Annotated in this window: 16 protein-coding genes and 2 pseudogenes; 6 read left to right on the top strand and 12 right to left on the bottom strand. The window is 74.6% G+C overall.

Features of this window, described 5'->3' with window-relative positions; translation table 11 throughout:
• The 3 genes from FGF04_RS02825 to FGF04_RS02815 all read right to left on the bottom strand — a co-directional run.
• A partial coding sequence (locus FGF04_RS02825) for a phytoene/squalene synthase family protein (RefSeq protein ID WP_149509591.1) occupies positions 1–1,044 on the bottom strand: 1,044 nt, incomplete at its 3' end.
• Entirely contained in the window at positions 1,041–2,651 is a 1,611-nt protein-coding gene (locus FGF04_RS02820; protein ID WP_149509590.1) for a phytoene desaturase, read from the bottom strand. The genes FGF04_RS02820 and FGF04_RS02825, both read right to left, overlap by 4 nt.
• Positions 2,648–4,144 carry a polyprenyl synthetase family protein gene (locus tag FGF04_RS02815; RefSeq protein WP_149509589.1) on the bottom strand — a complete coding sequence of 499 codons (1,497 nt, stop codon included), beginning with the start codon at positions 4,142–4,144 and terminating at the stop codon, positions 2,648–2,650. The genes FGF04_RS02820 and FGF04_RS02815 overlap by 4 nt, the downstream gene beginning before the upstream one ends.
• A 283-nt stretch (positions 4,145–4,427) precedes the next feature.
• Here FGF04_RS02815 and FGF04_RS02810 point away from each other — a divergent pair, with 283 nt between their 5' ends.
• Both FGF04_RS02810 and FGF04_RS02805 read left to right on the top strand, forming a co-directional pair.
• The gene (locus FGF04_RS02810; protein ID WP_149509588.1) at positions 4,428–5,051 is read left to right on the top strand and encodes a sigma-70 family RNA polymerase sigma factor; all 624 of its coding nucleotides are present in this window, start codon (positions 4,428–4,430) and stop codon (positions 5,049–5,051) included.
• 187 nt (positions 5,052–5,238) lie between these two features.
• Positions 5,239–5,640 (top strand): hypothetical protein, encoded by a 402-nt coding sequence (locus FGF04_RS02805; protein ID WP_149509587.1) that lies wholly within the window; start codon positions 5,239–5,241, stop codon positions 5,638–5,640.
• 67 nt (positions 5,641–5,707) lie between these two features.
• Here the strand turns inward: FGF04_RS02805 and FGF04_RS02800 are convergent, their stop codons facing one another.
• From FGF04_RS02800 to FGF04_RS02760, 9 genes and pseudogenes are all read right to left on the bottom strand, one after another.
• Complete coding sequence (locus FGF04_RS02800; protein WP_149509586.1) at positions 5,708–6,349, bottom strand: TetR/AcrR family transcriptional regulator; 642 nt, start codon at positions 6,347–6,349, stop codon at positions 5,708–5,710.
• Positions 6,346–7,026 carry a DUF4166 domain-containing protein gene (locus tag FGF04_RS02795; protein ID WP_149509585.1) on the bottom strand — a complete coding sequence of 227 codons (681 nt, stop codon included), beginning with the start codon at positions 7,024–7,026 and terminating at the stop codon, positions 6,346–6,348. The genes FGF04_RS02800 and FGF04_RS02795 overlap by 4 nt, the downstream gene beginning before the upstream one ends.
• Entirely contained in the window at positions 7,023–7,763 is a 741-nt protein-coding gene (locus tag FGF04_RS02790; protein WP_149509584.1) for a hypothetical protein, read from the bottom strand. The genes FGF04_RS02795 and FGF04_RS02790 overlap by 4 nt, the downstream gene beginning before the upstream one ends.
• Positions 7,764–8,441: 678 nt before the next feature.
• A pseudogene (locus tag FGF04_RS02785) lies at positions 8,442–8,909 on the bottom strand (maleylpyruvate isomerase N-terminal domain-containing protein); the annotation flags it as partial.
• A 78-nt stretch (positions 8,910–8,987) separates the two neighbouring features.
• Positions 8,988–10,781 carry a thiamine pyrophosphate-requiring protein gene (locus tag FGF04_RS02780; protein ID WP_149509597.1) on the bottom strand — a complete coding sequence of 598 codons (1,794 nt, stop codon included), beginning with the start codon at positions 10,779–10,781 and terminating at the stop codon, positions 8,988–8,990.
• 156 nt (positions 10,782–10,937) lie between these two features.
• Positions 10,938–13,082 carry an RNA polymerase recycling motor ATPase HelR gene (gene helR, locus FGF04_RS02775; RefSeq protein WP_149509596.1) on the bottom strand — a complete coding sequence of 715 codons (2,145 nt, stop codon included), beginning with the start codon at positions 13,080–13,082 and terminating at the stop codon, positions 10,938–10,940.
• Positions 13,083–13,313: 231 nt separating this feature from the next.
• Positions 13,314–14,846, bottom strand: coding sequence for a glycoside hydrolase family 43 protein (locus FGF04_RS02770; RefSeq protein WP_149509582.1), 1,533 nt, complete (start codon positions 14,844–14,846; stop codon positions 13,314–13,316).
• Positions 14,847–14,964: 118 nt separating this feature from the next.
• On the bottom strand, positions 14,965–15,615 hold the full coding sequence (locus tag FGF04_RS02765; RefSeq protein ID WP_149509581.1) for a LysE family translocator: 651 nt from the start codon (positions 15,613–15,615) through the stop codon (positions 14,965–14,967).
• Positions 15,616–15,800: 185 nt separating this feature from the next.
• The gene (locus FGF04_RS02760; RefSeq protein ID WP_235882151.1) at positions 15,801–17,219 is read right to left on the bottom strand and encodes a glycoside hydrolase family 76 protein; all 1,419 of its coding nucleotides are present in this window, start codon (positions 17,217–17,219) and stop codon (positions 15,801–15,803) included.
• A gap of 358 nt (positions 17,220–17,577) precedes the next feature.
• Between FGF04_RS02760 and FGF04_RS02755 the strand changes: the two genes are divergently transcribed.
• The 4 genes and pseudogenes from FGF04_RS02755 to FGF04_RS39880 all read left to right on the top strand — a co-directional run.
• Positions 17,578–18,681, top strand: coding sequence for a LacI family DNA-binding transcriptional regulator (locus FGF04_RS02755; RefSeq protein WP_149509579.1), 1,104 nt, complete (start codon positions 17,578–17,580; stop codon positions 18,679–18,681).
• Between the two features lie 60 nt (positions 18,682–18,741).
• The gene (locus FGF04_RS02750) at positions 18,742–20,352 is read left to right on the top strand and encodes an FAD-dependent oxidoreductase (RefSeq protein ID WP_149509578.1); all 1,611 of its coding nucleotides are present in this window, start codon (positions 18,742–18,744) and stop codon (positions 20,350–20,352) included.
• Positions 20,353–20,503: 151 nt separating this feature from the next.
• A complete protein-coding gene (locus FGF04_RS02745) occupies positions 20,504–22,663 on the top strand; it encodes a hydantoinase/oxoprolinase family protein (RefSeq protein ID WP_149509577.1) in 2,160 nt (719 codons plus the stop codon).
• Positions 22,660–22,850 (top strand): annotated as a pseudogene (locus tag FGF04_RS39880) (hypothetical protein); the annotation flags it as partial. The gene FGF04_RS02745 and the pseudogene FGF04_RS39880, both read left to right, overlap by 4 nt.

Here is a 22,850-nt window from a genome sequence, read left to right as displayed (position 1 = left end):
GACGGAGGACCCGGCGGTCGCGGGCCTCTCCAGGACCGCGGGGTCCGCCGGGGCCGCCGGGGGCGCCTGGACCGGCAGCGCGGAGGGCCCGGGCCGCACCGCCCGGCGCTCGCGCGTCGTGGCCCGCGCGGCCAGCAGGCGTACGAGCCCGTCGACGGCCACCGCGGCACGCCGGCGCCGGGGGACCACGGCCCGGCGGTGCAGCACCGCGTGCCCGTCGTCGGCGACCGCGTCCAGGATGCCCCCGTACAGCACGAAGGCCGTGCGGATGCAGGGACGCGCCACCGGGTCGAGCATCGCGAGTCCGGGCGCCGCCTCGCGGTAGACCCCGCGGGTGAGGTCCTCGACGGCCTTCAGCGCCTCGGTGATCCTCGGGTCGCGGCGGCCGGTGGAACGGCTCCAGGTCAGCAGCTCGCGGTCGACGCCGTGCGCGCCGAGCAGGTCGGCGGGCAGGTAGACGCGTCCGCGGTCGAGGTCCTCGCCGACGTCGCGCAGGAAGTTGGTCAGCTGGAAGGCGACGCCGAGGGCGGCCGCGTGCGGGGCGGCCTCCTCGCGCGGGACCACGGTCCCGAGGATCGGCAGCATCTGGAGGCCGATGACCGCCGCGGAACCGTGCATGTACGCGCGCAGGTCGTCGTAGGTCGGGTAGTCGGTGACCTCCAGGTCGCTGCGCATCGACGCCATGAAGTCGCTGAAGTGCCGGTGGTCGATGTCGTACCGGCGGGCGGTGTCGGCCAGCGCGAGGACCACGGGTTCGGTGCTGTCCCCGTCCCTGAGGCCCCGTTCCAGGTCCTCGTGCAGCCGGGCGAGGTCCGCCGCGCGGCGCCGGACCGGGATGTCCTGGTCCAGGTCGTCGACGATGTCGTCCGCCCAGCGGGCGAAGCCGTAGAGGGCGTGGACGGCGGGGCGCCGCTCCATGGGCAGCAGCCGGGTGGCGAGGAAGTAGGTCCTGCCGTGCCGGGCGTTGAGTCGGCGGCACCGGGCGTAGGCGTCGCGCAGAACGGGCTCGGTGATGCCTGCCGCGTCGAGTTCGCGGACGGTCATCGGCGGTTTCCTTCCGGTGCTGTGGGTGCTGTGGGTGCTGTGGGTGTGACGGGTGCGGTGGGCGTGGTCGGTGCCGCGGAGGCCGGTGCCGTCGCGGTGCGTGCGCGCCCCGGGGCGGGGGCCGTGTGCCGCCCGGTGATCCGGGCCGCGGCGAGCTTGCCGGACAGCAGCACGGTCGGGACGCCGACGCCCGGCGTCGTGCCGCAGCCGGCGAGCACGGCGTTCTCGGTGCCGCGCACGAGGTTGCGCGGCCGGAACGGACCGGTCTGCGCGAAGGTGTGGGCCGCCGAGAAGGGCGTGCCCGCCGCGTGTCCCTGGGCGTGCCAGTCGGCCGGGGTGACCAGGGTCTCCTCCTCGATCGCGTCGGCGAAGCCGTCGAATCCGCGCCGCTCCAGCTCCCGCAGGACGCTGTCGCGGTAGCGCGGGCCGAGCTCGCCCCAGGCGGTGACGTCCGGCCCGATGTCGGTGTTGGGGCAGGGGGCCAGGACGTAGTGCAGGTGGCGGCCGGGCGGGGCGAGGCCGGGGTCGGTGGTGGTCGGACGGGTGATGAGCAGCGAGGGATCGCTCATCAGGTCGCCGGTGCGGGTGAGTTCGTCGAAGGTGCCGTGCCAGCGGTCGCCGAACGACAGCGTGTGGTGCGCCAGTCCGGGCCAGGTCCGGTCGGTGCCGGCGTGCAGCACGACGGCCGACGGCGCGTGCCTCATCCGCAGCGGCCGGCGCGGCGTGTGACCGAGGAGGCGGTAGGCGACCGGCAGGTCCGGGGTGAGGACCACGGCGTCGCACGGGATGCGCCCCTGGTCGGTGACGACCGCGGTGACCCGGTCGCCGGAGCGCTCCAGCCGGGTGACGTCCTGCCCGAGGCGCAGGTCGGCGCCCGCCTTCTCGGCGGCGTCGGCCATGGCCTGCGGCAGGGCGTGCATGCCGCCGCGGGGGAAGTACACGCCGGCGACGGTGTCCATGTAGGCGATCACGGCGTACGCGGCGAGGGCCTGCTTGGGCGGGACCCCGGCGTACAGCGACTGGAAGGAGAAGACCCGGCGCAGCCGCTCGTCGCGCAGGTAGCGGCCGATCCGCGCGTCCAGCCGCCCGAAGCCGCCGAGCGCCGCCAGCCGCGCCAGGTCGGGGGTGAGCAGCTGGAAGGGCGAGTCGAAGTTCGTGTCGATGAAGTGCCGCATCTGCGCCCGGTACAGCTGCTCCAGCCACCCGCGCAGCCGCCGGTAGCCCGCGGCCTCCGAGGCGCCCGCGAACCGCTCGACCTCGGCCTCCATCGCCTCCGCCCCGGTGTGTACGTCGATGCCGCTGCCGTCGGCGAAGAGCGCCCGGTAGGCCGGGTGCAGGGGGATCAGGTCGACGCGGTCGCGCAGGTTCTCGCCGACCGCGGCGAAGGCCTCGTCGGCCAGATCGGGCATGGTCAGCACGGTGGGGCCGGTGTCCATGCGGTAGCCGCCGCGGTCCAGGCGGCCGGCGCGGCCCCCGGGCAGGTCGTCGCGCTCCACGACGGTGACCCGGCGGCCCGCGCCGAGCAGGTGCAGGGCGGCGGCGAGACCGGAGAGTCCGGCACCGACCACCACCACGTGGTCCGTACGTCCGGGGACGTTCCTGGTCATCGGACGGCCCCCTCGGCACCGGCGGCGAGCAGGAGCGAGGCGTGCGTGCCGTCGTCCTGCGTCCCGGGCGGTGGGACCTCGCCCGGTGGCGCCCCGGGGGACACCGCGGACGCCGACGGAGCGGATGACGCGGACGGCACGGACGACGGCGCGGCGGTGGGAGCCGTACCGCCGCCGGAGGCCGTACCACCGGAGGCCGTACCGCCGGAGGCCGTACCGGCCGTGGCGTGCAGCAGCTCGCGCAGCCGTCGCCGGGCGTCCGGCTCCAGCGGCACGGAGTCCAGGTGGCGCATGCCCTGGGCGACCAGCCGTTCGATCCTGGCTTCGACGATGGTGCGGGCGCCGGTCGTGACGAGCACGTCGCGGACCTCCTCAAGACGGTTGTCGGACAGGTCGGCGCGGCCGAGCGAGCGCCGCAGCACGGCCAGGCCGTGCCGGTCCCCGGTCGCCTCGGCCCGGGCCTGCGCCAGGGCGACCAGGTAGGTGGGCTTGCCCGCCCGGATGTCGCCGCCCACCGGCTTGCCGGTGCGCCGGGGGTCGCCGAAGACGTCGGCCAGGTCGTCGCGCAGCTGGAAGGCGATGCCGACGCGCCGGCCCGCCGCGCACAGGGCCTCGCTGCGTGCGGCGTCCGCCCCGGCCAGCGCGGCGCCGAGCGCCAGCGGACGCTCCACGGAGTACAGGGCGCTCTTGAGGCAGGCGGCACGGATCGCGCGGGCCAGGGAGCGGGAGGAGGTGGCCTGGCCGTGCAGGTCCAGGTACTGCCCGGCCACCATCTCGGTGCGCATGGCGCTCCACAGGTCGCGCACGGCCACCGGCGCCGTGCCCACACTCGCCAGGAGGTCGTCCGCCCAGGCCAGCGACAGGTCACCGGCGAGGATCGCCGCGGCCTCGCCGAACCGCGGGCCGAGCTCCCGCGGCACGCTGTCGGCGTACTGGGCGGCGACGTCCACGTGCAGGGCGGGCCGCCCCCGGCGCAGCCGCGCGTCGTCCATCACGTCGTCGTGCACCAGGGCGCCGGTCTGGATCAGTTCGAGGGCGGCGCCGACGCGCAGGGCGGCCTCCGCCTCGCGCGGACCGCCGCCGCAGGCACGCAGGGCCCACCAGACGAACCGGGACCGGATGCGCTTGCCGCCGTCCAGGGTGAACCGTGCGACGCGTTCGGCCAGGTCGTGGCCGAAGACCGGGTCGAGGGCGGCGGCCCGCTCCACCCGTTCGGCCAGATGGTCCTCCAGCACACGCCCCACGGCCGCGGACACCTCAGTGTCGATGACGTGCAGATCGTCCATGTCCAGCGGGAACCTCGGGAGCCGGGGGTCCTCCGTGAGCCGGCCCGGGCCGGGCCGGCCGCCCCCGGGGCGCGCGGTGCCGTCCGCCGCACCGTGCGCGCCGCCCGCGGAGCCGCGGGTGTGCTCGGAACGCAGGGGCCGGGGCTCCGGATGAGGGCCGGGCGCCGCCCCGGCCACCGAGTGGTCCTTCGCCTGGCTGGAGCGCATCCCGGGTCCTCTCGTCGCGATCGCATGTGTGTCTGACTGAACGCTTTCCTCGGCAGAGGCGCCTACGGATGCGCCGGACGGGCGACAAGGTGGGATCGGTTCTCGATCGGCGGAAAGTGATGCAGAGACGATGCAAGTTGTTGCACCGCTTGAGGTTCTCGCAGGGTGGAGGAGCGGAACACGCCCGGGCGAGCGACGAACGACCGACATCCGTGGGACGGGCGAACAGGGGTACCCCCCTCGCGGGACGCACCGGGTCCGGCCCATACGAGGAGCAGACATCATGGCCGTACAGCAGGTCACCGAGCAGGCCCTCGACGACGTCCCGCTGTGGGCTCCGGCGGAGGAGCACCTGGCCGACGAGGAACTCGCCGCGCGGTTCGCCGCGGGCGACGAGGAGTGCCTGGCCGCCGTCTACCACCGGTGGGGCGCCCTCGTGTACACGCTGGCGCAGCGCTCCCTCGGGGACGCCCGGGAGGCGGAGGACGTCACCCAGACGGTGTTCCTGGCCGCGTGGCGCGGGCGTGCGGGATTCGCCCCGGAGCGGGGCGCCCTGGGCGCCTGGCTGGTCGGCATCACCCGCCGCAAGGTCGCCGACGCGCTGTCGGCGCGCACCCGGCGGGCGCACCTCGTCGCGGCGGCCGGGGCCAGGATGTCCGTCGGGCCCGCGGACCACGACACCCAGGCCGCGGTGCTCGACCGGGTCCTGCTGGCCCACGAGCTCGCCAAGCTGCCGGAGGCCCAGCGCCGCGTGCTCACCCTCGCCTTCTACGACGACCTGACGCAGACCCAGATCGCCGAGCTCACCGGCTGGCCCCTGGGCACGGTCAAGAGCCATGCCCGGCGCGGCCTCCACCGCCTCAGCAGCTGCCTGCGCGGCGACGGGGTGCAAGGGCACGCCGAGTGACCGCCGCACCGGGGCGCGCCACCGATTCGATGCGTAAACGATGCGTCGGGGCTGCGGGGGTGATGCATCCGGGACCGCGGTACCGCCCGTAAAGGGGGCTGACACCGGTCGGCTCCGGGCGACCTCGGACGCGGGCACGGTGACTGGACCCCGAGGCCTGCGCGCCAGGCCATGAGGAGGTGACGGTGTGACCGAGCAACGGCCCCTGCGCCACATCCCGAACGCGGAGCTCGCCGTCCACGCCCTCGACGGCAACCGGACCGCCTGGAGCGCTCCCGCCGCCCGTCACCTGAGCGTGTGCCCGGTCTGCCGCGAGCAGCTCACCGTCTACGAACGCGTCGTGGAGGCCGGCCGCCACACCTACCCGGGCGACGTGCTGCAGACGCCGCCCCCGCACGTGTGGGAGGCGGTACGGGCGGACGTGGCCGCGGACCGTCCGCGCCCCCCGCGGGGCCCGCGCCCGGCCGCCCGGGACCTGCTGCTGTGCACCGCTCACCTGACCCTGCGGTGCGCGAGCGCCCTGTTACGGGCCCTTTCCCGCGCCCTCACCCGCTTCCGCCCGGACGGACCCCATCGCCCGCGCGTCTGACCGGCCGTCGTCCGTGGCGGTCCGTGGCCGTCCGGTGGACCGCCGCGGGTCCGTGGCGGGTGTCGGGTCACTCGCGGGAGCGGCGGCGCAGTCGGTGGGCGACGGCTCGCTGGGACAGCGGGCCGAGCCCTTCCAGGGCCTGGGCGAGCGCGGCGAGTTGTTCGAGCGAGTCCAGGGCGCGGGCGGCGCCCGGAGAGTCGATCCCCTCGTACAGCTCGATGCCGATGAAGGAGGCCGCCGTGGCGCGGGCCAGTCCCGCGGGGTCGGCGAAGGCGGCCAGGGGGGTCGCGGTGAGCAGCCGGGCCAGGACGGTTTCGAGTTCTTCGATCCACAGGGCGAGCCCGGCGGATGTCGCGGCCGCGAGCGCGGGCGAGGTCTGCGCGGCGGCCAGCAGCTGCCCCAGGACGGCCACCTGTCCGGCGGCGCGTTCCTCGGCGTGCATCGTGCGGGCGAACGCCAGCAGTTCGGTGAGGGAGCCCAGGGCCGCGAACTGCTTGCGGTAGCGGGCGACGCGCTGTTCGGCGCCGTGCACGCAGGCCGCGGCGAGGAGTTCGTCGACCGAGCCGAAGTGGTAGAAGATCAGCGCCTGGTTGACCCCGGCGGTGGTCGCGATCGAGCGGGCCGAGGTCTTGGCGATGCCCTGCTCGACCACGGTGCGCAGGGCGCCGTCGAGCAGTTTGAGGCGGGTGTCCTGGGCGGAGGGGCTCACGCGCGGGCCTCCTCGCGCACGGGCCGCAGGCCGGCGCGCGGCGGATGGGCGCCGACGTCGACGTACTCGGCGGTGAAGGAGCCCTCGTAGCCGAAGAGGTGGCCGAAGTACCGGTTGGTCACCCGCACCTGGATGCGGAAGCGGCCGGTGTCCTCGTCGAACGACTCGCGGACCTCGGCGTCGCCCGCGATCACCGAGGGGACCCGGACGTCGACGGGACCCTCCCGGAAGCGGTGCGTGCCGGAGCGGATGAGGAGCGAGCCGTCGGGTTCGGCGCTCATGTAGAGGTCGCTGGCGAGGTGCTGGTGGGTGCCGAGGTAGTCGAGGATGCAGTCGCGTCCGGGGCCGAGGACCATGGTCGCGTCGAAGCGGTGCACGTGCCGGGGCAGGTGGAAGCTGCGCACGAACGTGACGGTCTCGCGGCCGAAGGAGTCGGTGTAGGGGAAGTTCTCGATGACGAAGGGCACGTCGCGGCCCTCGCGCGGGACCAGGATGTTGCGCGTCCCGCCGAGCCGCAGGAACGGCTTGACGAAGGGCGCCCCATGATGGATCCGCTCCATCGTCCCGCGTCCGACGCAGGCCTGGCCGCTGTCGAGTCCGACGGAGAAGCGCCGGCGGATCTCGGGGTGCAGACGCCCGAAGGCGGCGCCCATGTGCCGGTGGAAGATCGAGGTCACGAGGGCTCCAGGGTGTCGAGCAGACGGGGGGCGCGCACCCGGTCCGGCGGGGTGCGCCGGCAGCGGCGCGCGGCGGGAGTGCCGGGCAGCGGAGGCAGCAGCAGGACGGCTAGGACGGCCAGGACGGCGAGGACGGCCAGGGCGGCCGGAACGACAGCGGCCGGACCGGGAACGAGCGGGGCCGGGGGAGAGGCGAACAGGACGGCGAGGACCAGGGCGAGGCGCACGGCGCACTCTCCCAGCGCGCGTGCGAGCGCGGCCCGGGGGTGGATTCCCCGCTCGCACCACAACCGCAGGCGGTCGAAGGACCAGGCGGTGGCCCACCCCATGAGCGGCCGCAGGACCAGCCGGTCGGCGAGGGCGCCGCAACGGCCCCACCGGGGGCGGTAGTCGTAGCCCGTCAGGAAGCGGATCCCGGCGGGGGTGGGGACGTAGCGCCAGTAGCCGCTGCCCTCGGCGAGCAGCGAGAGCGGATGGGGCGAGGCGAAGCGCAGCGCCGAGACGCGTGTGCCGTCGGACCGCTGCCGCTCACCCGCACTGACCCCGGTGCCGGCGATCCACAGCAGGGGCAGCAGCCGGGTCGCGTAGCGGAAGCGCTGCGGCTGCCCCGCGGCGCGGGGCAGGTAGGAGATCGAGGTGAACCGCAGGTCCCAGCTCTGGTGCAGGGCCGGATGCTGGGTCCGCTCCCAGAGCACGTCCATGTCGGCCTCGATCAGGGTCTCCACGTACAACCCCATGACCGCCCCCTCCCTCTTGCGGTTTGAGCGTTCGCTCAAACCGCAAGGTACCCCTGTTTGAGCGATCGCTCAAACAGGGGGGTGCGTCATTCGCCGCATCGTCCACTGCCGCGTCCGGGTCCGCGTCCGCCCCATCCGGTAGTCGTCCCGTTGCGAATGCCCTGTGGCAACGACATCTGCCGCGACCCGGTCCGGAACCGGTCCGGGCCCTCTGCACAGGAGGTACGCCAATGACCCGTCATGCCCGCCCGCGCCCGCTCACATCCACGCTCACCCTGCTGGCCTGCGCCGCGCTGACGGTGGCCGTCCCCGCCGGGGTGGCCACGCCGGCCCAGGCCGCGGGCCCGTGCAACACCGCCGGCCACGCCTATCTGACCAAGCCCGGCGCGATCTACTTCTCCGGCTACAACGGGGACCGGACCCTCGGCGTCCCGACCTTCCACACCTTCCGCGGCGACACCTTCCGCCTGGGCGGGAACGGTGTCCTGCCCGGCACGACGATCCGGTTCCAGGCCGTGAACGTCGACACCGGCGCGCAGATCGACTTCTACCGCGGCGAGCCGCTGTACACCACACGTCCGGCCAGGGGCAATTGCGTCGTCAACGAGGAAGGCCCGCTCACGATCTCCGCACCCTCCGGCATCTACCGGATCACGGCGCTCTACGACCCGGGAAACACGCGGTGGACGGCAGGTGCGCGATCAGGTCGAGGTGGTGCAGGGTCCATTCGAGCACGTACGCCGACAGGTAGTCGCCGGCCGTCAGGACCTCGTCGCGGGTGCCGACGCGGGCCGCCGGATCGGCCAGCACCGCGGCCCGGCCGGCGGCGCCGCCGACGTCGTCGAGGTGGAACCTGAGCAGCTCGGGCCCGCCGTACGCGGCGGCCAGCCGGGGGACCAGCGCGTCCAGCGGGTCCTCGCCGGTCGGGGGTCCGACGAGCCGCCAGTAGGTGACCGCGTCCACGGTCGGTGCGGAGGCCGCCGGGGTGACCAAGGTGATCAGCACGTCCTGGGCGTCGATGACCAGATGGCACACGAGGTCCCGCACGAGCCAGCCGGTACAGCCGGACGGCCGGTCGAAGTCTTCGTCCGGGACGTCCGCGACCGCCGAGCGCAGCGCCGTCCAGGAGAGCGAGAAGAGGTCCACCGCCGCACGGTAGTGCCGGACCGCGACGGCGGACAACCGTACGCGGCCGGGGGCCGCGGCCCGCCCGCCCGGAAGCCCCTACCCGGAGCGGTGCCGACCGCCCGGCAGGAACTCCTGCACCTTCGACCTGAACCCCTGGCGGATCATGGACCCGCGGTCGCTGTCGCCGTGCAGGACCGCCGAGGCCGCCGCCTCGATCTGGTCCAGGGTGGCGTGCGGCGGGATCGGCGGCACGGCCGGGTCGCAGCGGAAGTCGAGGACGAAGGGGCCGTCGGCCGCGAGCGCCCGGTCCCAGGCCGGCCCGACCTCCTCGGGCTTCTCCACCCGCACCCCGTCCAGGCCGATGCTGCGGGCGATGTCCGCGTAGGGCAGGTCGGGGATGTGCTGCGACTCCTCGAACTGCGGGGCGCCGGACATGGCCCGCATCTCCCAGGTGACCTGGTTGAGGTCGCCGTTGTTGAGCACCGCCACGACCAGCCGCGGATCGGACCACTCGCGGTGGTACTTGGCGGCGGTGACCATCTCCATCATGCCGTTCATCTGCATGGCCCCGTCCCCGACGAGGGCGATGGCGGGCCGGTCGGGGTGGGCGAACTTCGCGCCGATGGCGTACGGCACGCCGGGGCCCATCGTCGCCAGTGTCCCGGACAGGGAGCCGCGCATCCGGCCGCGCAGCCGCAGGTGGCGGGCGTACCAGTTGGCGGCGGAACCGGAGTCGGCGGCCAGGATCACGTCGTCGGGCAGCCGGGAGTCCAGGGCGTGCACGACGTACTCGGGGTTGACCGGGTCGGCGGGCACGGCGGCGCGCCGCTCCATGACCTCCCACCAGCGGGAGACGTTCCGCTCCACGCCCTCGCGCCAGGCGCGGTCCTCCTTGCGCCGCAGGTGCGGCAGCAGCTTGCGCAGCGTCTCGCCGGCGTCCCCCACGAGGTTCACCTCGAAGGGGTAGCGCAGGCCGATCATGTGCGGGTCGATGTCGATCTGCACGGCCCGCGCCTGGTCCAGCTCCGGCAGGAACTGGCTGTACGGGAAGCTGGAGCCGATCACCAGGAGCGTGTCGCAGTCCCGCATCAGCTCGTAGGACGGGCGGGTGCCCAGCAGCCCGATGGACCCGGTCACGTAGGGCAGGTCGTCCGGTAGGGCGTCCTTGCCCAGCAGGGCCTTGGCGACCCCGGCGCCGAGCACCTCCGCCAGCTCCTCGACCTCGGTACGCGCCCCGCGGGCGCCCTGCCCGATCAGGACGGCGACCTTCTCCCCGGCGTTCAGCACCTCTGCGGCCCGCCGGACGTCGTCGTCGGCCGGCACCGGTGCGGAGCGCCCGAGCCCCAGGCTGGACGGCACCATCTTGAACGCGTGGGTCGGCGGGCTGTAGTCCAGCTCCTGCACGTCGGCGGGCAGGATGACCGCGGTGACCGTCCGCCGGGCGTACGCGGTGCGGATCGCCCGGTCGATCAGGTTCGGCAGCTGCTCCGGCACCGTCGCCGTCTCGCAGAAGTCCGAGGCGACGTCCTTGTAGAGGTTCTGCAGGTCGACCTCCTGCTGGTACGAGCCGCCCATGGCGCTGCGGTTCGTCTGCCCGACCAGCGCGACGACCGGGACGTGGTCGAGCTTGGCGTCGTAGAGGCCGTTCAGCAGGTGGATGGCGCCGGGTCCGGAGGTGGCCGCGCACACCCCGACCCTGCCGGAGAACTTGGCGTAGCCGACCGCCTGGAACGCGGCCATCTCCTCGTGGCGCGCCTGGACGAATTTCGGTTCGTTGTCCGCCCGGCCCCAGGCGGCCAGCAGACCGTTGATCCCGTCGCCCGCGTAGGCGAAGACGTGTTCCACGTCCCACTCGCGCAGTCGCTGCAGGATGTGGTCGGACACCTTCATGCCGGCCATGGCCACTCCGTTCCGGCTTCCGTGACGCCCCCGGTCAGTGCCTGGGTAACCGCGCGCCGCGGAAGGAAACGTCGGCCGGCCGGGATGGCGCCGGCCCGCCGGGACGGCCTCAGCTCGTCAGGACGGCTTCAGCTCGTCAGGACAGCTTTAACTCGTCAGGACGACGAGCCGCTCGGTCGCGCGGGTCATCGCGACGTAGCGGTCGACCGCCCCTTCGACGCCCTCGCCGAACCGCGCCGGGTCGACGAGGACGACCAGGTCGAATTCGAGCCCCTTGGCCAGCCGCGGCGTCAGCGACCGGACCCGCGGCGTTGCCCGGAACGAGGGGTCGCCGATGACGCAGGCGATCCCGTCGCCGCGCGTGGCCAGCCAGTCGTCCAGGACCGCGTCCCGGTCGGCGACGGACCCGTGCACGACCGGGATGCCGTTGCCGCGGATGGAGACCGGCACGTTGGCGTCCGGGAGCGCGGCCCGCACGACCGGCTCGGCCTCCGCCATGACCTCCCGCGGCGTCCGGTAGTTGATGCCCAGCGAGGCCACCTCGATCCGGTCGAGCCCGACCCGCTCAAGACGCTCCCGCCACGACTCGGTGAACCCGTGCCTGGCCTGGGCGCGGTCCCCCACGACGGTGAAGCTCCGGGACGGGCAGCGCAGCAGCAGCATCTGCCACTCGGCGTCGGTCAGCTCCTGGGCCTCGTCCACGACGACGTGCGCGAACGGGCCGGCGAGCAGGTCCGGATCTGCGGTCGCCAGCTCGGACTCGTCGACCAGGCTGACCCCGGCGTCCTCGCCGCGCAGCATCCGCACCAGGCCCATCCCCTCGTCGCCGTCGGCGCCCGACGCGCCGGCCGCCTCGATCAGGTTGTCGACCACCTGCGTCATCCGCTCGCGCTGGGCGGCCAGGACCGCCTCCTGTCGGCGCCTGCGCCGGGCCGCCCGCGGGTCGCCGAGCCGCTGCCGTGCCGCGTCCAGGATCGGCAGGTCGGACACCGTCCACGCCTGCGGGTCCGCGCGCCGCAGCCTGCGTACGTCGTCGGGGCCGAGCCAGGGAGCGCACATCCGCAGGTAGGCGGGCACGGACCACAGGTCCCCGACGAGGTCGGCCGCCTCGATCAGCGGCCATGCCCCGTTCAGGGCCGCGGTCAGCTCCTCGTCGCGCAGCAGCCACCCGCGGAACGCCTCGGGCGGGATGTCCGCGCCGTCCGTGTCCAGCTTGTCCAGCAGGATCGCGCACAGGGCCTCCCGGACCTGCTCGCGCGCCTCGTTGTGCGGGGCGCCGGGGCCCGGCGCCGCGAAGGCCTCGGTCCAGTCGTCGGCGGTCAGCGGGACGTCGGCCCAGGGGGTCGTGACGACCGTGTTCCCGGTGGGTGGTGTCTCGTAGAACCGGACGGCCTTCTCCACCGCGCGCACCATGTCCGCGGTCGACTTCAGGGCGGCCACCTCCGGATCGGTCTCCTCCGGCGCCCCGGCCCCCTCGGCGACCAGGTCCCGCAGCGTGCAGGTCCGCACGCCCTCCTCGCCGAGACCGGGCAGGACGTCGGCGACGTAGGACAGGTAGGGCTGGTGCGGGCCGACGAACAGCACGCCGCCCCGGCGGTGGCCCAGCCGCGGGTCGGAGTAGAGGAGGTAGGCCGATCGGTGCAGGGCGACGACCGTCTTGCCCGTCCCCGGGCCGCCGTCGACGACCAGGGTGCCGCGGGAGTCCGCGCGGATGACGGCGTCCTGGTCGGCCTGGATGGTGGCCAGCACGTCGCGCATCCGGGGCGAGCGGGTGTCGCCCAGGCTCGCGACGAAGGCGGAGTGGTCGTCGAGCGCGGCGTGCCCCTCACGCCCCTCGGCGGTGAACACCTCGTCCCAGTAGTCGCTGATCCGGCCGCGGGTCCAGCGGTACCTGCGGCGGCTCGCCAGCCCCATCGGGTCGGCGTGGGTGGCCGCGAAGAACGGCTCCGCCGCGGGGGAGCGCCAGTCCGTCAGCAGCCGGTTCCCGTCGCCGTCGGTGAGGCCGAGCCGCCCGATGTACAGGGGCTCGGAGCCGTCTGCGGGGACGACGTGCCCCAGGCACAGGTCCAGGCCGAAGCGGCTCAGGGCGCGCAGACGGGCGGTCAGCCGGTGGATCTCCGCGTCGCGTTCCATCGCCTCCCGGCCGGTGCCGCCGGGCGCCCGGCGTTCGGCTTCGAGCCGGTCGGACAGTTCGGCGGTCGCCCGCCGCAGGCTCCGCGCGACGGCCGCGAAGTGCCGCTCGTCGCGGCCGATCAGGAGCGGGTCGGCCTTGGCGGCGAGGTGGTCGGGCAGGTCGAACGCGCCGGCGGCCGGTGAGCCCGTGGCACCGCCGTCGACCGGAGGGTGTGAGCCGGTGACAACTCGCGCACTTCGCACGTCGGTGATCCTCATTTCCGCAGGTGACGGCCTCAAGGACAGCGATTGTGCGGCACGGTGGGGGCCTTGCCGCAAGCCCCCCGGTGCGCTATAAGTTAAGAGTGGCAAGGAGTGGGTTCTCCTCCGGCCGCCCTCCTCCTCCGCCCCTCAGGCGCGCCGCAGCTCGAACCAGTCGAAGGCCGCGCTGCCCCGGGTCGCGTACATGCCGATGACACGGCCCGTGAAACCGCCCGCGACCTCGGTGGTGAGGTAGCGGCCGTCGAGTTCGGCGAGGACCTCGAAGCCGCCGCCCTCCCTCTCGTAGCCCAGGCGCAGGGTGTCCGGTCCGCCGCCGCGCAGGCCGGACGGAGGAGGCGCCTGCGGGTCGCGGGAGGTGACCGTGGGCGGCAGGACGCCGGAGGTCGTGACGTCGATCCGCAGGGTCAACGGGCCCTCCGGAACAGGCCGTTCGGCGAGCGTACTGCTCAGCGGGCCGATCCTGGCGACCGCGCGGACCGTGCCGCCGCCGACCTCCACCTCGTAGTGGTGCGCCTCGTCCAGACGGACGGCGAGACCGCCCCGGCCGCCGCCCGCGACGTCGACGCGCGTGCGTGCCGAGCAGTCGGGGTCGCGCTGGCGCCGGCCGACGAAGAGCGCGCCGGGTGTGTCGAGGCTGCCGGCGCGGGCGTGCAGGACCAGGTGGCCGGGGCGTTCGCCGAGACGGACGGCCTCCGGGTCGCCGCGGCGGGGGGACACCCAGCAGGGCGCGAGGGCGGGGGAGTCGAAGTCGTCCCGGTCCGGCTCCGGCGGCCAGGGGTGCGGTGCGAGCTGCGGGGCCCGCGCACGCAGTTCCACCGGGCCCGGCAGCGGCCACCCGTCCTCCCACCGCACCGGCGCCAGGAACGTCTCCCGGCCCATGCCGTGGTACATCGGTGTGTCGCCGCGGGGCCTGGTGCCCAGCAGCACGATCCACCAGCTCCCGTCCTGCGCCCGGACCAGGTCGCCGTGGCCGGTGTTCTGCACCGGGTGGTCCGTACTGCGGTGCGACAGCACGGGGTTGGCCGGGTGCGGCTCGAACGGCCCCGGCAGCGTACGGGACCTGGCCACCGACAGGGCGTGGCCGCGCTCGGTGCCGCCCTCCGACAGCAGCAGGTACCACCAGTCGCCGACCCGGTACAGGTGCGGGCCCTCGGGGTACTGCAGTCCGCTGCCGGACCACATCGGCACGGGCTCGCCCAGCAGCCGGCCGGACGAGGGGTCGATGCGGACCCCGTGGATGCCGTCGGCCGAGTACAGGCACCAGCAGGTCCCGTCCTCCTCCCAGGCCAGATCGGGATCGATGCCGGGGACGCCGACCGGCACCGGGTCCGACCAGGGGCCCGCCGGGTCCTCGGCGGTCACCAGGACGGTGCCCGCCCCGCCGACCACGGTGGTGATCAGCAGGAAGAGGCCGTCGTGGTGGCGCAGCGTGGGCGCGTACACGCCCGCGGACGACGGCGCCGTGTCGGGCAGTTCCAGCTGTGCGGGCCGGTCCAGGGCGTGCCCGATCAGCCGCCAGTGGACCAGGTCGCGGCTGTGCCACAGGGGTACGCCCGGTGCGTACTCGAAACTGGACGTCGCCAGGTAGTAGTCGTCGCCCACCCGGCAGATGCTCGGGTCCGGGCTGAAGCCGGGTATGACGGGGTTGTCGAAGAGCGCCATGTCCGTCCCTGGTGAGTGCGGCGGCGAAGGTTCCTCCGCGGACCCGGGGAGCCTATGCCGGAGCGCGGTGAAGCGCTTCGACCGGGACGGTGTCCGGCACGGCGGGGCGGCCCGGGCGTCACTCGGTCGCCGCGACGCCGACCCCGACGGCGATGAACAGCCAGCCGCTCACGAGTTCCCAGCGGCGCCGGCACGCCGGGCCGAAGGAGGTGCGCAGGCGCCCGGCGACGGCCGCCAGGACGAGCCAGAAGACGACGCCGACGGCCACGTCGAGGACGCCCAGCAGGAAGATCTGCCGCGTCGGGGACCCTCCGTGGTCGACGAACTGCGGGAGGACGCTGAGGAAGAACAGGGCCGCCTTGGGGTTGAGCACGTTGGTGAGGAACCCCTGGAGGAAGCTGTCGCGCCGGGTGGGCCGCCGGCCGGCCGCGGCGGTGGGACCGGCGTCCGCCGTTCCCCGGGAGGGGGCGGACGTGCCGCGGTGGCGGTGGCGGGCGTCGAGGAGCGCGCGCACGCCCAGGAAGACCAGGTAGGCGGCGCCGGCGAGCTTGACCGCGGTGAAGGCGAGTGCCGAGCCGGCGGCGACGGCGGACAGGCCCAGGGCGGCCGCGCACATGTGGACGCACAGCCCGGCCTGGGCGCCCAGACCGGCCGCGCGGCCCAGCGCGGGGCGCCGGGCGGCCGCCCGCGCGACGACCAGGAAGTCGGGGCCCGGGATGAGGTAGGCGAGCAGTACCACGCCGAGGAAACCGGTGAGGTCGACCGTCATCGGCCAGCTCCGTCCGTCCCGTGCGTCCGCCTCCCGGACGCGCCTGTCCTACGGAGTTCCACCCCGGGCCCGGGTCATGCGCCCGACCCCGTCCGGCCCTCTCCGGACGGGAGGACAGATGCGTCCGACGGCGCTCGGGACGCCGGGCCCGTCAGGACGCCGCGGACGTCAGGGCACCGCGGCCGTCAGGACGCCGCGTTCATCAGGTCGAGCGCGCTGTGCTGGCGTGCCGCGTCCGCCTTGTCCAGCGGGCCGTACCAGCGCAGGCCGTACTGGTCGAGGGCGTTGCGGTCCGCGGCGTAGGCCTGTGCGGCCTGCCTGTTGAGGTAGGCCGTGTAGGGGCGGTCCGGCAGGGCCGCGTTGAGCTTCGCCAGCCCGCGTACGTCGGCGCCCTTGAAGGAGGGGCCGTCGGCGCCGCAGTCACCCGACTCGCAGGGGTCCCTGAGGATGCCGGCCGCGGTGTTGAGTTTGCTCGACGTGGTGTTGGCGTCGGCGATCCGGCGGGCGGCGGCGAGCACCGAGGCGTCCCCGGTGGCCCGGTGCAACTCGGTGAGGCCGCCGATGAGTTGACCCTGGTTGTAGGACCAGACCGTGGTGTCGCCGAGCTTGCAGGTGCTCGTGTTCAGGCCGTCGCTCACCGTCTGGTCGGCGTTGATCATGCCGGTGCCCTGGAACCAGCTCCAGCCGGCCCTCGCCCGCTGCAGGTAGGTGGTGTCACCCGCGATGCGGTTGTGCAGGGCCGCGTTGAGCTCGATGTAGAGGGAGTTGGGGATGGCGTTCTTCACCGTCCGGCCGGTGGTCCACCACACCCCGCCGCCGCAGGTGCCGTCCCAGTAGCGGGCCATGTGGTCGGCGTCGGCCCGCGCGGTGGCCAGGTAGCGCGGGTCGCCGGTCAGGTCGTAGGCGGCGATCCAGGTCAGGCCCCACCAGCCGGTGTCGTCGATGTACTCGTTGCGGAACTGCCCGTCGGCGGAGTTGATCTGGAGGTCGTAGGTGCGCGCGATGGCGTACCGGTAGCTCTGCATGCCGGTGACCCGGATGTTGTCGATGACGGAGTGCAGCGCGTTCGCCGAGTTCCACCAGCCGGTGGTGTCGAACAGGCCGGTGCCGTAGTTGTAGAACTGCATCTGCGCGGTGGCGGCGGCGGTGCGCCGGTCGCCGGCGTTCCAGGTGGTCCGGGCCCAGGGCGTGCAGGCGATGTCGGCCCGGTCGGCGGCCTTGCCGCAGGCGCGCAGTGCGCCGACGCCGTGGCCCGCCCAGTCGTCCACGTTGTACATCAGCGTCCGCCACCCGGTCTGCCCCGCGGGGACCTTGGTGGCGCCCAGCCGGCTGTTCGAGGACCAGGTGCGGCCGCCGTCGAAGGAGCGGTCCAGCCACACCTCGTCCCCGGGGCTACCGCCCGCGACGGACGCCCAGCCCATGGCGTCGGTGTCGTCGAAGTGCAGCACGAACGAGCGCGAGAAGAGCGTGGCCGTCACGGGCTTTCGGTCCTGGGGGCTCAGGGCCGGGTCGCGGGCGTCGCAGTACTTGTTGCACACCGTCGCCGCCGCGGCCGAGGGCGCCGCGGAGGAGGGTGGCGCGGCCTGCACGATCAGGGCAGACATCGTTGTCAGAGTGAGGGTGAGAGCGGCGAGGGACGATCGCAAGGCGCGCATGGATGAACTCCCGGGGCTTGCCGAACACTGCGGTGGGGGGCACAGGTGCTGGAGCTGGAGACCTGGGAAAGGCTCGGCCTGGACGGTAACCGGCTGACGGGAACAGGTCAATGGTCCGGACGAAGGTGCCGCCGCGCGGGGGTCGGTGGTCCCTGCGCGGCGGTCTGTGAGAGTCGCGCTCCATCGTCGCGGGAAGTTGTGCCGCACCTCTTGACCGGCGCCGGGCGCACCCACCACAGTGCAGGTTATGCGCATTACTTATACGCATTAGTGGAGAGGTCGGCCGGGGGCCGGCCGGGTGAGGAGCATGGTGGAGCAGCCCAGTAAGCGGCCCAGGCGCGGGCGGACCCCCGGCGCGGGAGGACGCCCGTCCCGGCCGCGGCAGGCGGAGGTCGCCCGGCTGGCCGGGGTGTCCCAGGCCACGGTGTCGCTCGTGCTGTCGGACAAGGCGCAGGGGTCGGCGATCTCGGACGAGACGCGGCAGCGGGTGCTCGACGCGGCCCGCAGCCTCGGCTACGTACCGGACGTGGCCGCGCAGCGGCTGGCGGCGGCGCGCAACAACCTGCTCGGCGTCTACAGCTTCACGGCCACCTTCCCCACGGACGTGGAGCACTCGTACTACCCCTTTCTGGTCGGGGTGGAGCGGGAGGCCGCCGCGCGGGGGTACGACCTGGTGCTGTTCACGGGATCGAGCTCCGGCGGCGCCAAGGCGGCGGGACCCGAGGCCCTCAACCGGGTCCGGCTCGCGGACGGGTGCCTGTTCCTGGGCCGTCACGTGCCGCTCGCCGAGCTGAAGCGGATGGTCGCCGACGGGTTCCCGGTCGTGCACCTCGGCCGCCGCGAGGAGCTGGAGGGCCTGGCCTGGGTGGGCGCCGACTACGTGAGCGCCAGCCGCGAAGTGGTCCGCCACCTGGCGTCCGCGGGGCACCGGCGCGTCGTCCTGATCCGCGAGGACGACGACGCGCCCGCCTCGACGGACCGTCAGCAGGGCTTCCTGGAAGGGCTGGAGGCCGCCGCGCTGCCCGGCGGGCCCGGGGCGGTGTTCCGCTGCGCCGACCCCGCGCGCGAGGTCACCCCCGAGCGGCTGCGCCGCTGGCTCGCCGAGGGTGTCACCGCGTTCGTCGCGGAGGAGACCGACACCGGGGGCGCCTGGCGCGCCCTGCGCGCGGCCGTGGACGCGGCGGGGCTGAGCTGCCCCGGCGACCTCTCCCTCGCGCTGCTCGGCAGCCCGCCGCCCGACCTCGCGGGCGGTCCGCAGCCCACCGGGTTCGACGTGCCGCGCCACCAGCTGGGCGCGGCCGCGGTCCGGATGCTCGCCTTGCTCGTGGCGGGCGAGGAGGCCCAGGAGCCCCTGGTCGCCTGCGCGTTCCGGGCCGGCACGACCACCGGGAGCCCGCCGCAGCCGCGCTGACGACCGCCCGTCCACCGGTGCGCGCCACCGCCGTACCGCGAACCACCAGCTAGGAGAAGCGTGAACCCGAAAGCCGACATCCTCGTCGTGGGCGGCGGACTCGGCGGCGTGGCCGCCGCCCTGGCCGCCTGCCGGGCCGGCCGCAGCGTCGTCCTCACCGAGGAGACCGACTGGCTCGGCGGACAGCTCACCTCGCAGGCCGTGCCGCCCGACGAGCACCCGTGGGTGGAGCAGTTCGGCACCACCGCCTCGTACCGCCGACTGCGCGAGGGGATACGGCAGTTCTACCGGCAGTGGTACCCGCTGCGCGCCGAGGCGCTGGCCCTTACGGACCTCAACCCGGGCGCCGGGCGGGTGAGCAAGCTCTGCCACGAGCCGCGGGTGGCGCTGGCCGTCGTCGAGGCGATGCTCGCCCCCCACCGTGCCGCCGGACGGCTCACCGTCCTCACCGACCACCGGCCCGTCGCGGCCGAGGCGGACAACGATGTCGTACGGTCCGTGACGCTGGAGCACCACCCGGACGGCCGGCAGGTCACGCTCGGCGCCCGCTACGTCATCGACGCCACCGAGACGGGCGAACTCCTGGAACTGGCCGGCGTGGAGCACGTCACCGGGGCCGAGGCCCGGTCCGCGTACGACGAGCCGCACGCCCCGGAGCAGGCCCAGCCGCTCAACCAGCAGGGCATCACCGTGTGCTTCGCGCTCTCCCACCACGAGGGCGAGGACCACACCGTCGACCGGCCGGCGGACTACGCCTTCTGGCGGGAGTACCGGCCCGACTTCTGGCCCGGTCCGCTGCTCGGCTTCCAGGCCCCCGACCCGCGCTCGCTGGAGGCCGTGCCGCGCACCTTCGTGCCCAACCCGGAACTCGACCCGCTCGCGGTGAGCGCCGACCAGAGCGCCGACGCCGGGGACAAGGAACTGTGGGGCTTCCGCCGCATCCTGGCGCGCAAGCTGCACCGCTCCGGCGCCTTCGACTCCGACATCACCCTCGTCAACTGGCCGCTGAACGACTACTGGCTCAAGCCCCTGGTCGGGGCGGGCGCGCAGACCGGCGCCGAAGCGGTCGCCGGGGCACGGCAGCTGTCCCTGTCGCTCCTGTACTGGCTGCAGACCGAGGCACCCCGCCAGGACGGCGGCACCGGGTTCCCGGGCCTGCGCCCGCGCCCGGACGTGACCGGCACCCCGGACGGCCTCGCGAAGGCCCCCTACGTCCGCGAGGCGCGCCGCATCGAGGCGGTCACCACCGTCACCGAGCACGACGTGGCGATCGACCTCGTCGGCCCCTACGGCGGCACCCGCTATCGGGACTCCGTCGGCGTGGGCAACTACCGCATCGACCTGCACCCCTCGACGGGCGGCGACAACTACATCGACATCGGCTCGGTGCCCTTCGAGATCCCGCTCGGCGCCCTGGTCCCGAAGCGGGTGCGCAACCTGCTGCCCGCCGGCAAGAACATCGGCACCACGCACATCACCAACGGCTGCTACCGGCTGCACCCGGTGGAGTGGAACATCGGCGAGGCCGCCGGCGCGCTCGCCGCCCACTGCCTGGACGAGGACGTCGAACCCGCCCAGGTGCAGGCCGAGGACAAGCGGTTCGAGGAGTTCGCCCGCCGGCTCGACCGCGACGGGGTGCAGCGCCACTGGCCCGACGTACGGGGCTACTGAACGGGCGTACGGAGCAACGGAACACCGGTGTACACGGCGGCCCCGGCCGCCGTACCGCGGGCCCGGGCCGGAGCCGGGCGGGAGCGAGCCGCCCCGCCCCCGCCCGGCCGTCCCCGCGCACGACAGACCCAGCACAAGGAGGTGCCCGGACATGTCCACCCACAGAATCCGCGTCGGCATCGACGTCGGCGGAACCTTCACCGACGCCGTCGCCGTCGACGCCACCACCCTCGGCCTGCTCGGCCAGGCCAAGGTCCCCACCAGCCACCACCACGAGGACGGCGTCGCCCACGGCATCGTCGAGGCCCTGGACCGGCTGCTGCGGCAGATCGGCCGCGACCCCGCCGACGTCGCATTCCTCGCCCACGGCACGACCCAGGCCACCAACGCCCTGCTGGAGGGCGACGTCGCCACCGTCGGCCTGATCGGCATCGGCACCGGGCCCGGCGCCGTCCTCACCCGCCGGCTCGCCGCCCTGGGCCGGCTCGAACCCGCCCCCGGCAAGCGGCTTCCGCTCGCCTATGCCCACGTGGCCGACCCCGACGACGCGGCCGCCGTCCGCGCCGCGGTCGACCGGCTCACGGCGGACGGGGCCGAAGTCCTCGTGGCCMCCGAGCCGTTCGCCGTCGACCGCCCCGAGGGGGAGCGGGCCGTCCTGGACGCCGCCCGCCCCGCCGGGCTCCCGATGACGGCCGCCCACGAGATCACCTCGCTGTACGGACTGCACAAGCGGACCCGGACCGCCGTCGTCAACGCGGCCATCCTGCCGCGCATGCTCGCCACCGCCGACCTCGTCGACTCCTCCATCACCAAGGCGGGCATCTCCGCGCCGCTGATGGTCATGCGCTGCGACGGCGGCGTCATGGCACTCGACGAGATGCGCCGCCGCCCGCTGCTGACCGTGCTGTCCGGCCCCGCGGCCGGGGTCGCCGGCGCCCTGATGCAGGAGCGCATCAGCGAGGGCGTCTTCCTGGAGACCGGCGGCACCTCCACCGACATCAGCGTGGTGCGCCGCGGCAAGGTCGCCGTCCGGCACGCCACGATGCTCGGCCGGAGCTCGTACCTCAACGCCCTCGACGTCCGCACGGTCGGCGTCGGCGGCGGCTCGATGGTCCGCGTGGACCTTCCCCCGGGCGACGGGACCCGCGGCGGCCGGGCCCGCGTCACGGGCGTCGGGCCGCGCAGCGCCCACATCGCCGGACTGCCCTACGCCTGCTTCGCCGACCCGGCCGAGCTGCGCGGCGCGACCCTGGCCACGGTGCGCCCGATGCCCGGCGACCCGGCCGACCACGTCGTCCTGGACACGCCGGGCGGCCGGTACGCCCTCACCCTGACCTGCGCCGCCAACGCGCTCGGCCGCGTCCCCGAGGGCGACTTCGCGCACTGCGACCCGGAGGCGGCCAGGGCCGCCGTCGCCCCGCTCGCCGCCGCGCTCGGCGTGGACGTGCCCACGGCCGCCGCCCGCATCCTGGACGCGGGCGCCGAGCACGTGAAGGCGGTGGTCGACAAGGTCGTGCGCGAGTACCGCCTGGACCCCGCCACCGCGGTCCTCGTCGGCGGCGGGGGAGGGGCGGCCACCGTCACCCCGCACCTCGCGGCGCTCACCGGCATGGAGGGCAGGATCGCCCGGCACAACGAGGTCATCAGCCCGATCGGCGTGGCCCTGGCCCTGGTGCGCGAACAGATCGAGCGGATCGTCCCCGGCGCCACGCAGGAGCAGATCCTCGCCGTCCGCGCCGAGGCCGAGCGGGCCGTCGTCGCCCAGGGCGCCGCCGCCGACGGGGTCGAGGTCGAGGTGACCGTCGACCCGCAGACCAGCACCGTCCGCGCCGTCGCCACCGGCGCCACCGAACTGCGCACCCAGGACCGCTCGCACAGCGCCGACGACACCGAACGCCTCGCCGCCGCGGCCGCCAGCCTCAGGACCGACCCGGAGCGAGTTCGCGTCCTGGCCGGCACACCGGCCCACACGGTCTACGGCACCGAGGTGCGGCGCCGGCTGCGGGCCACCCGGCACCCCGTGCGCGTCGTGGACGCCGACGGCGTGGTGCGCCTGCACGCCGCCGACGCGCAGGTGACCGCCACCACCGTGGGAGCCGCCCCCGAACTGCTGGGCAGCCTCGTCCGCGAGGCGACGTCGTACGGCGACGGCGGCGTCCGCGCCCCCGCGCTGCGGCTGCTGCTCGGCTCCCGCATCGCGGACCTCTCCGGGATCCTCGACCCGCAGCCGCTGCTCGCCCTGGCCCGCAGCGAGATGCGCGACCGCGCGGCCGACGAGCCCGTGGTGGCCGTGGTGGAGGTCCGGTCATGACCCGCTCCCTGGCCGCGGCGGGGACGCCCGCGGGAGCGGCGCGGACCCCCGGACCTGCCGACCGTACGGCTGCGGGCACCGGTGAGCCGGATCTCGCCGGCACCGACGACCTGGACCTGGCGGTACGCCTGCTCGCCGGCACGCCCACCCATGAGGGACGGGACCCCGCCCTGCTGCGCCGCTGGGC

The sequence above is a fragment of the Streptomyces apricus genome, assembly GCF_008369065.1.
GTDB lineage: Bacteria > Actinomycetota > Actinomycetes > Streptomycetales > Streptomycetaceae > Streptomyces > Streptomyces apricus.
The sequence above is the reverse complement of the archived record's forward strand: the minus strand, read 5'-3'. Positions and strand labels throughout refer to the sequence as shown.

Excerpts from the sequence above, each read along its gene's own strand:
- FGF04_RS02770 (WP_149509582.1), bottom strand. The coding sequence starts at position 14,846 with ATGGCGCTCTTCGACAACCCCGTCATACCCGGCTTCAGCCCGGACCCG.
- FGF04_RS02760 (WP_235882151.1), bottom strand. The coding sequence starts at position 17,219 with ATGTCTGCCCTGATCGTGCAGGCCGCGCCACCCTCCTCCGCGGCGCCC.
- FGF04_RS02755 (WP_149509579.1), top strand. The coding sequence starts at position 17,578 with ATGGTGGAGCAGCCCAGTAAGCGGCCCAGGCGCGGGCGGACCCCCGGC.
- FGF04_RS02820 (WP_149509590.1), bottom strand. The coding sequence starts at position 2,651 with ATGACCAGGAACGTCCCCGGACGTACGGACCACGTGGTGGTGGTCGGT.
- FGF04_RS02765 (WP_149509581.1), bottom strand. The coding sequence starts at position 15,615 with ATGACGGTCGACCTCACCGGTTTCCTCGGCGTGGTACTGCTCGCCTAC.
- FGF04_RS02810 (WP_149509588.1), top strand. The coding sequence starts at position 4,428 with ATGGCCGTACAGCAGGTCACCGAGCAGGCCCTCGACGACGTCCCGCTG.
- FGF04_RS02790 (WP_149509584.1), bottom strand. The coding sequence starts at position 7,763 with ATGGGGTTGTACGTGGAGACCCTGATCGAGGCCGACATGGACGTGCTC.
- FGF04_RS02780 (WP_149509597.1), bottom strand. The coding sequence starts at position 10,781 with ATGAAGGTGTCCGACCACATCCTGCAGCGACTGCGCGAGTGGGACGTG.
- FGF04_RS02815 (WP_149509589.1), bottom strand. The coding sequence starts at position 4,144 with ATGCGCTCCAGCCAGGCGAAGGACCACTCGGTGGCCGGGGCGGCGCCC.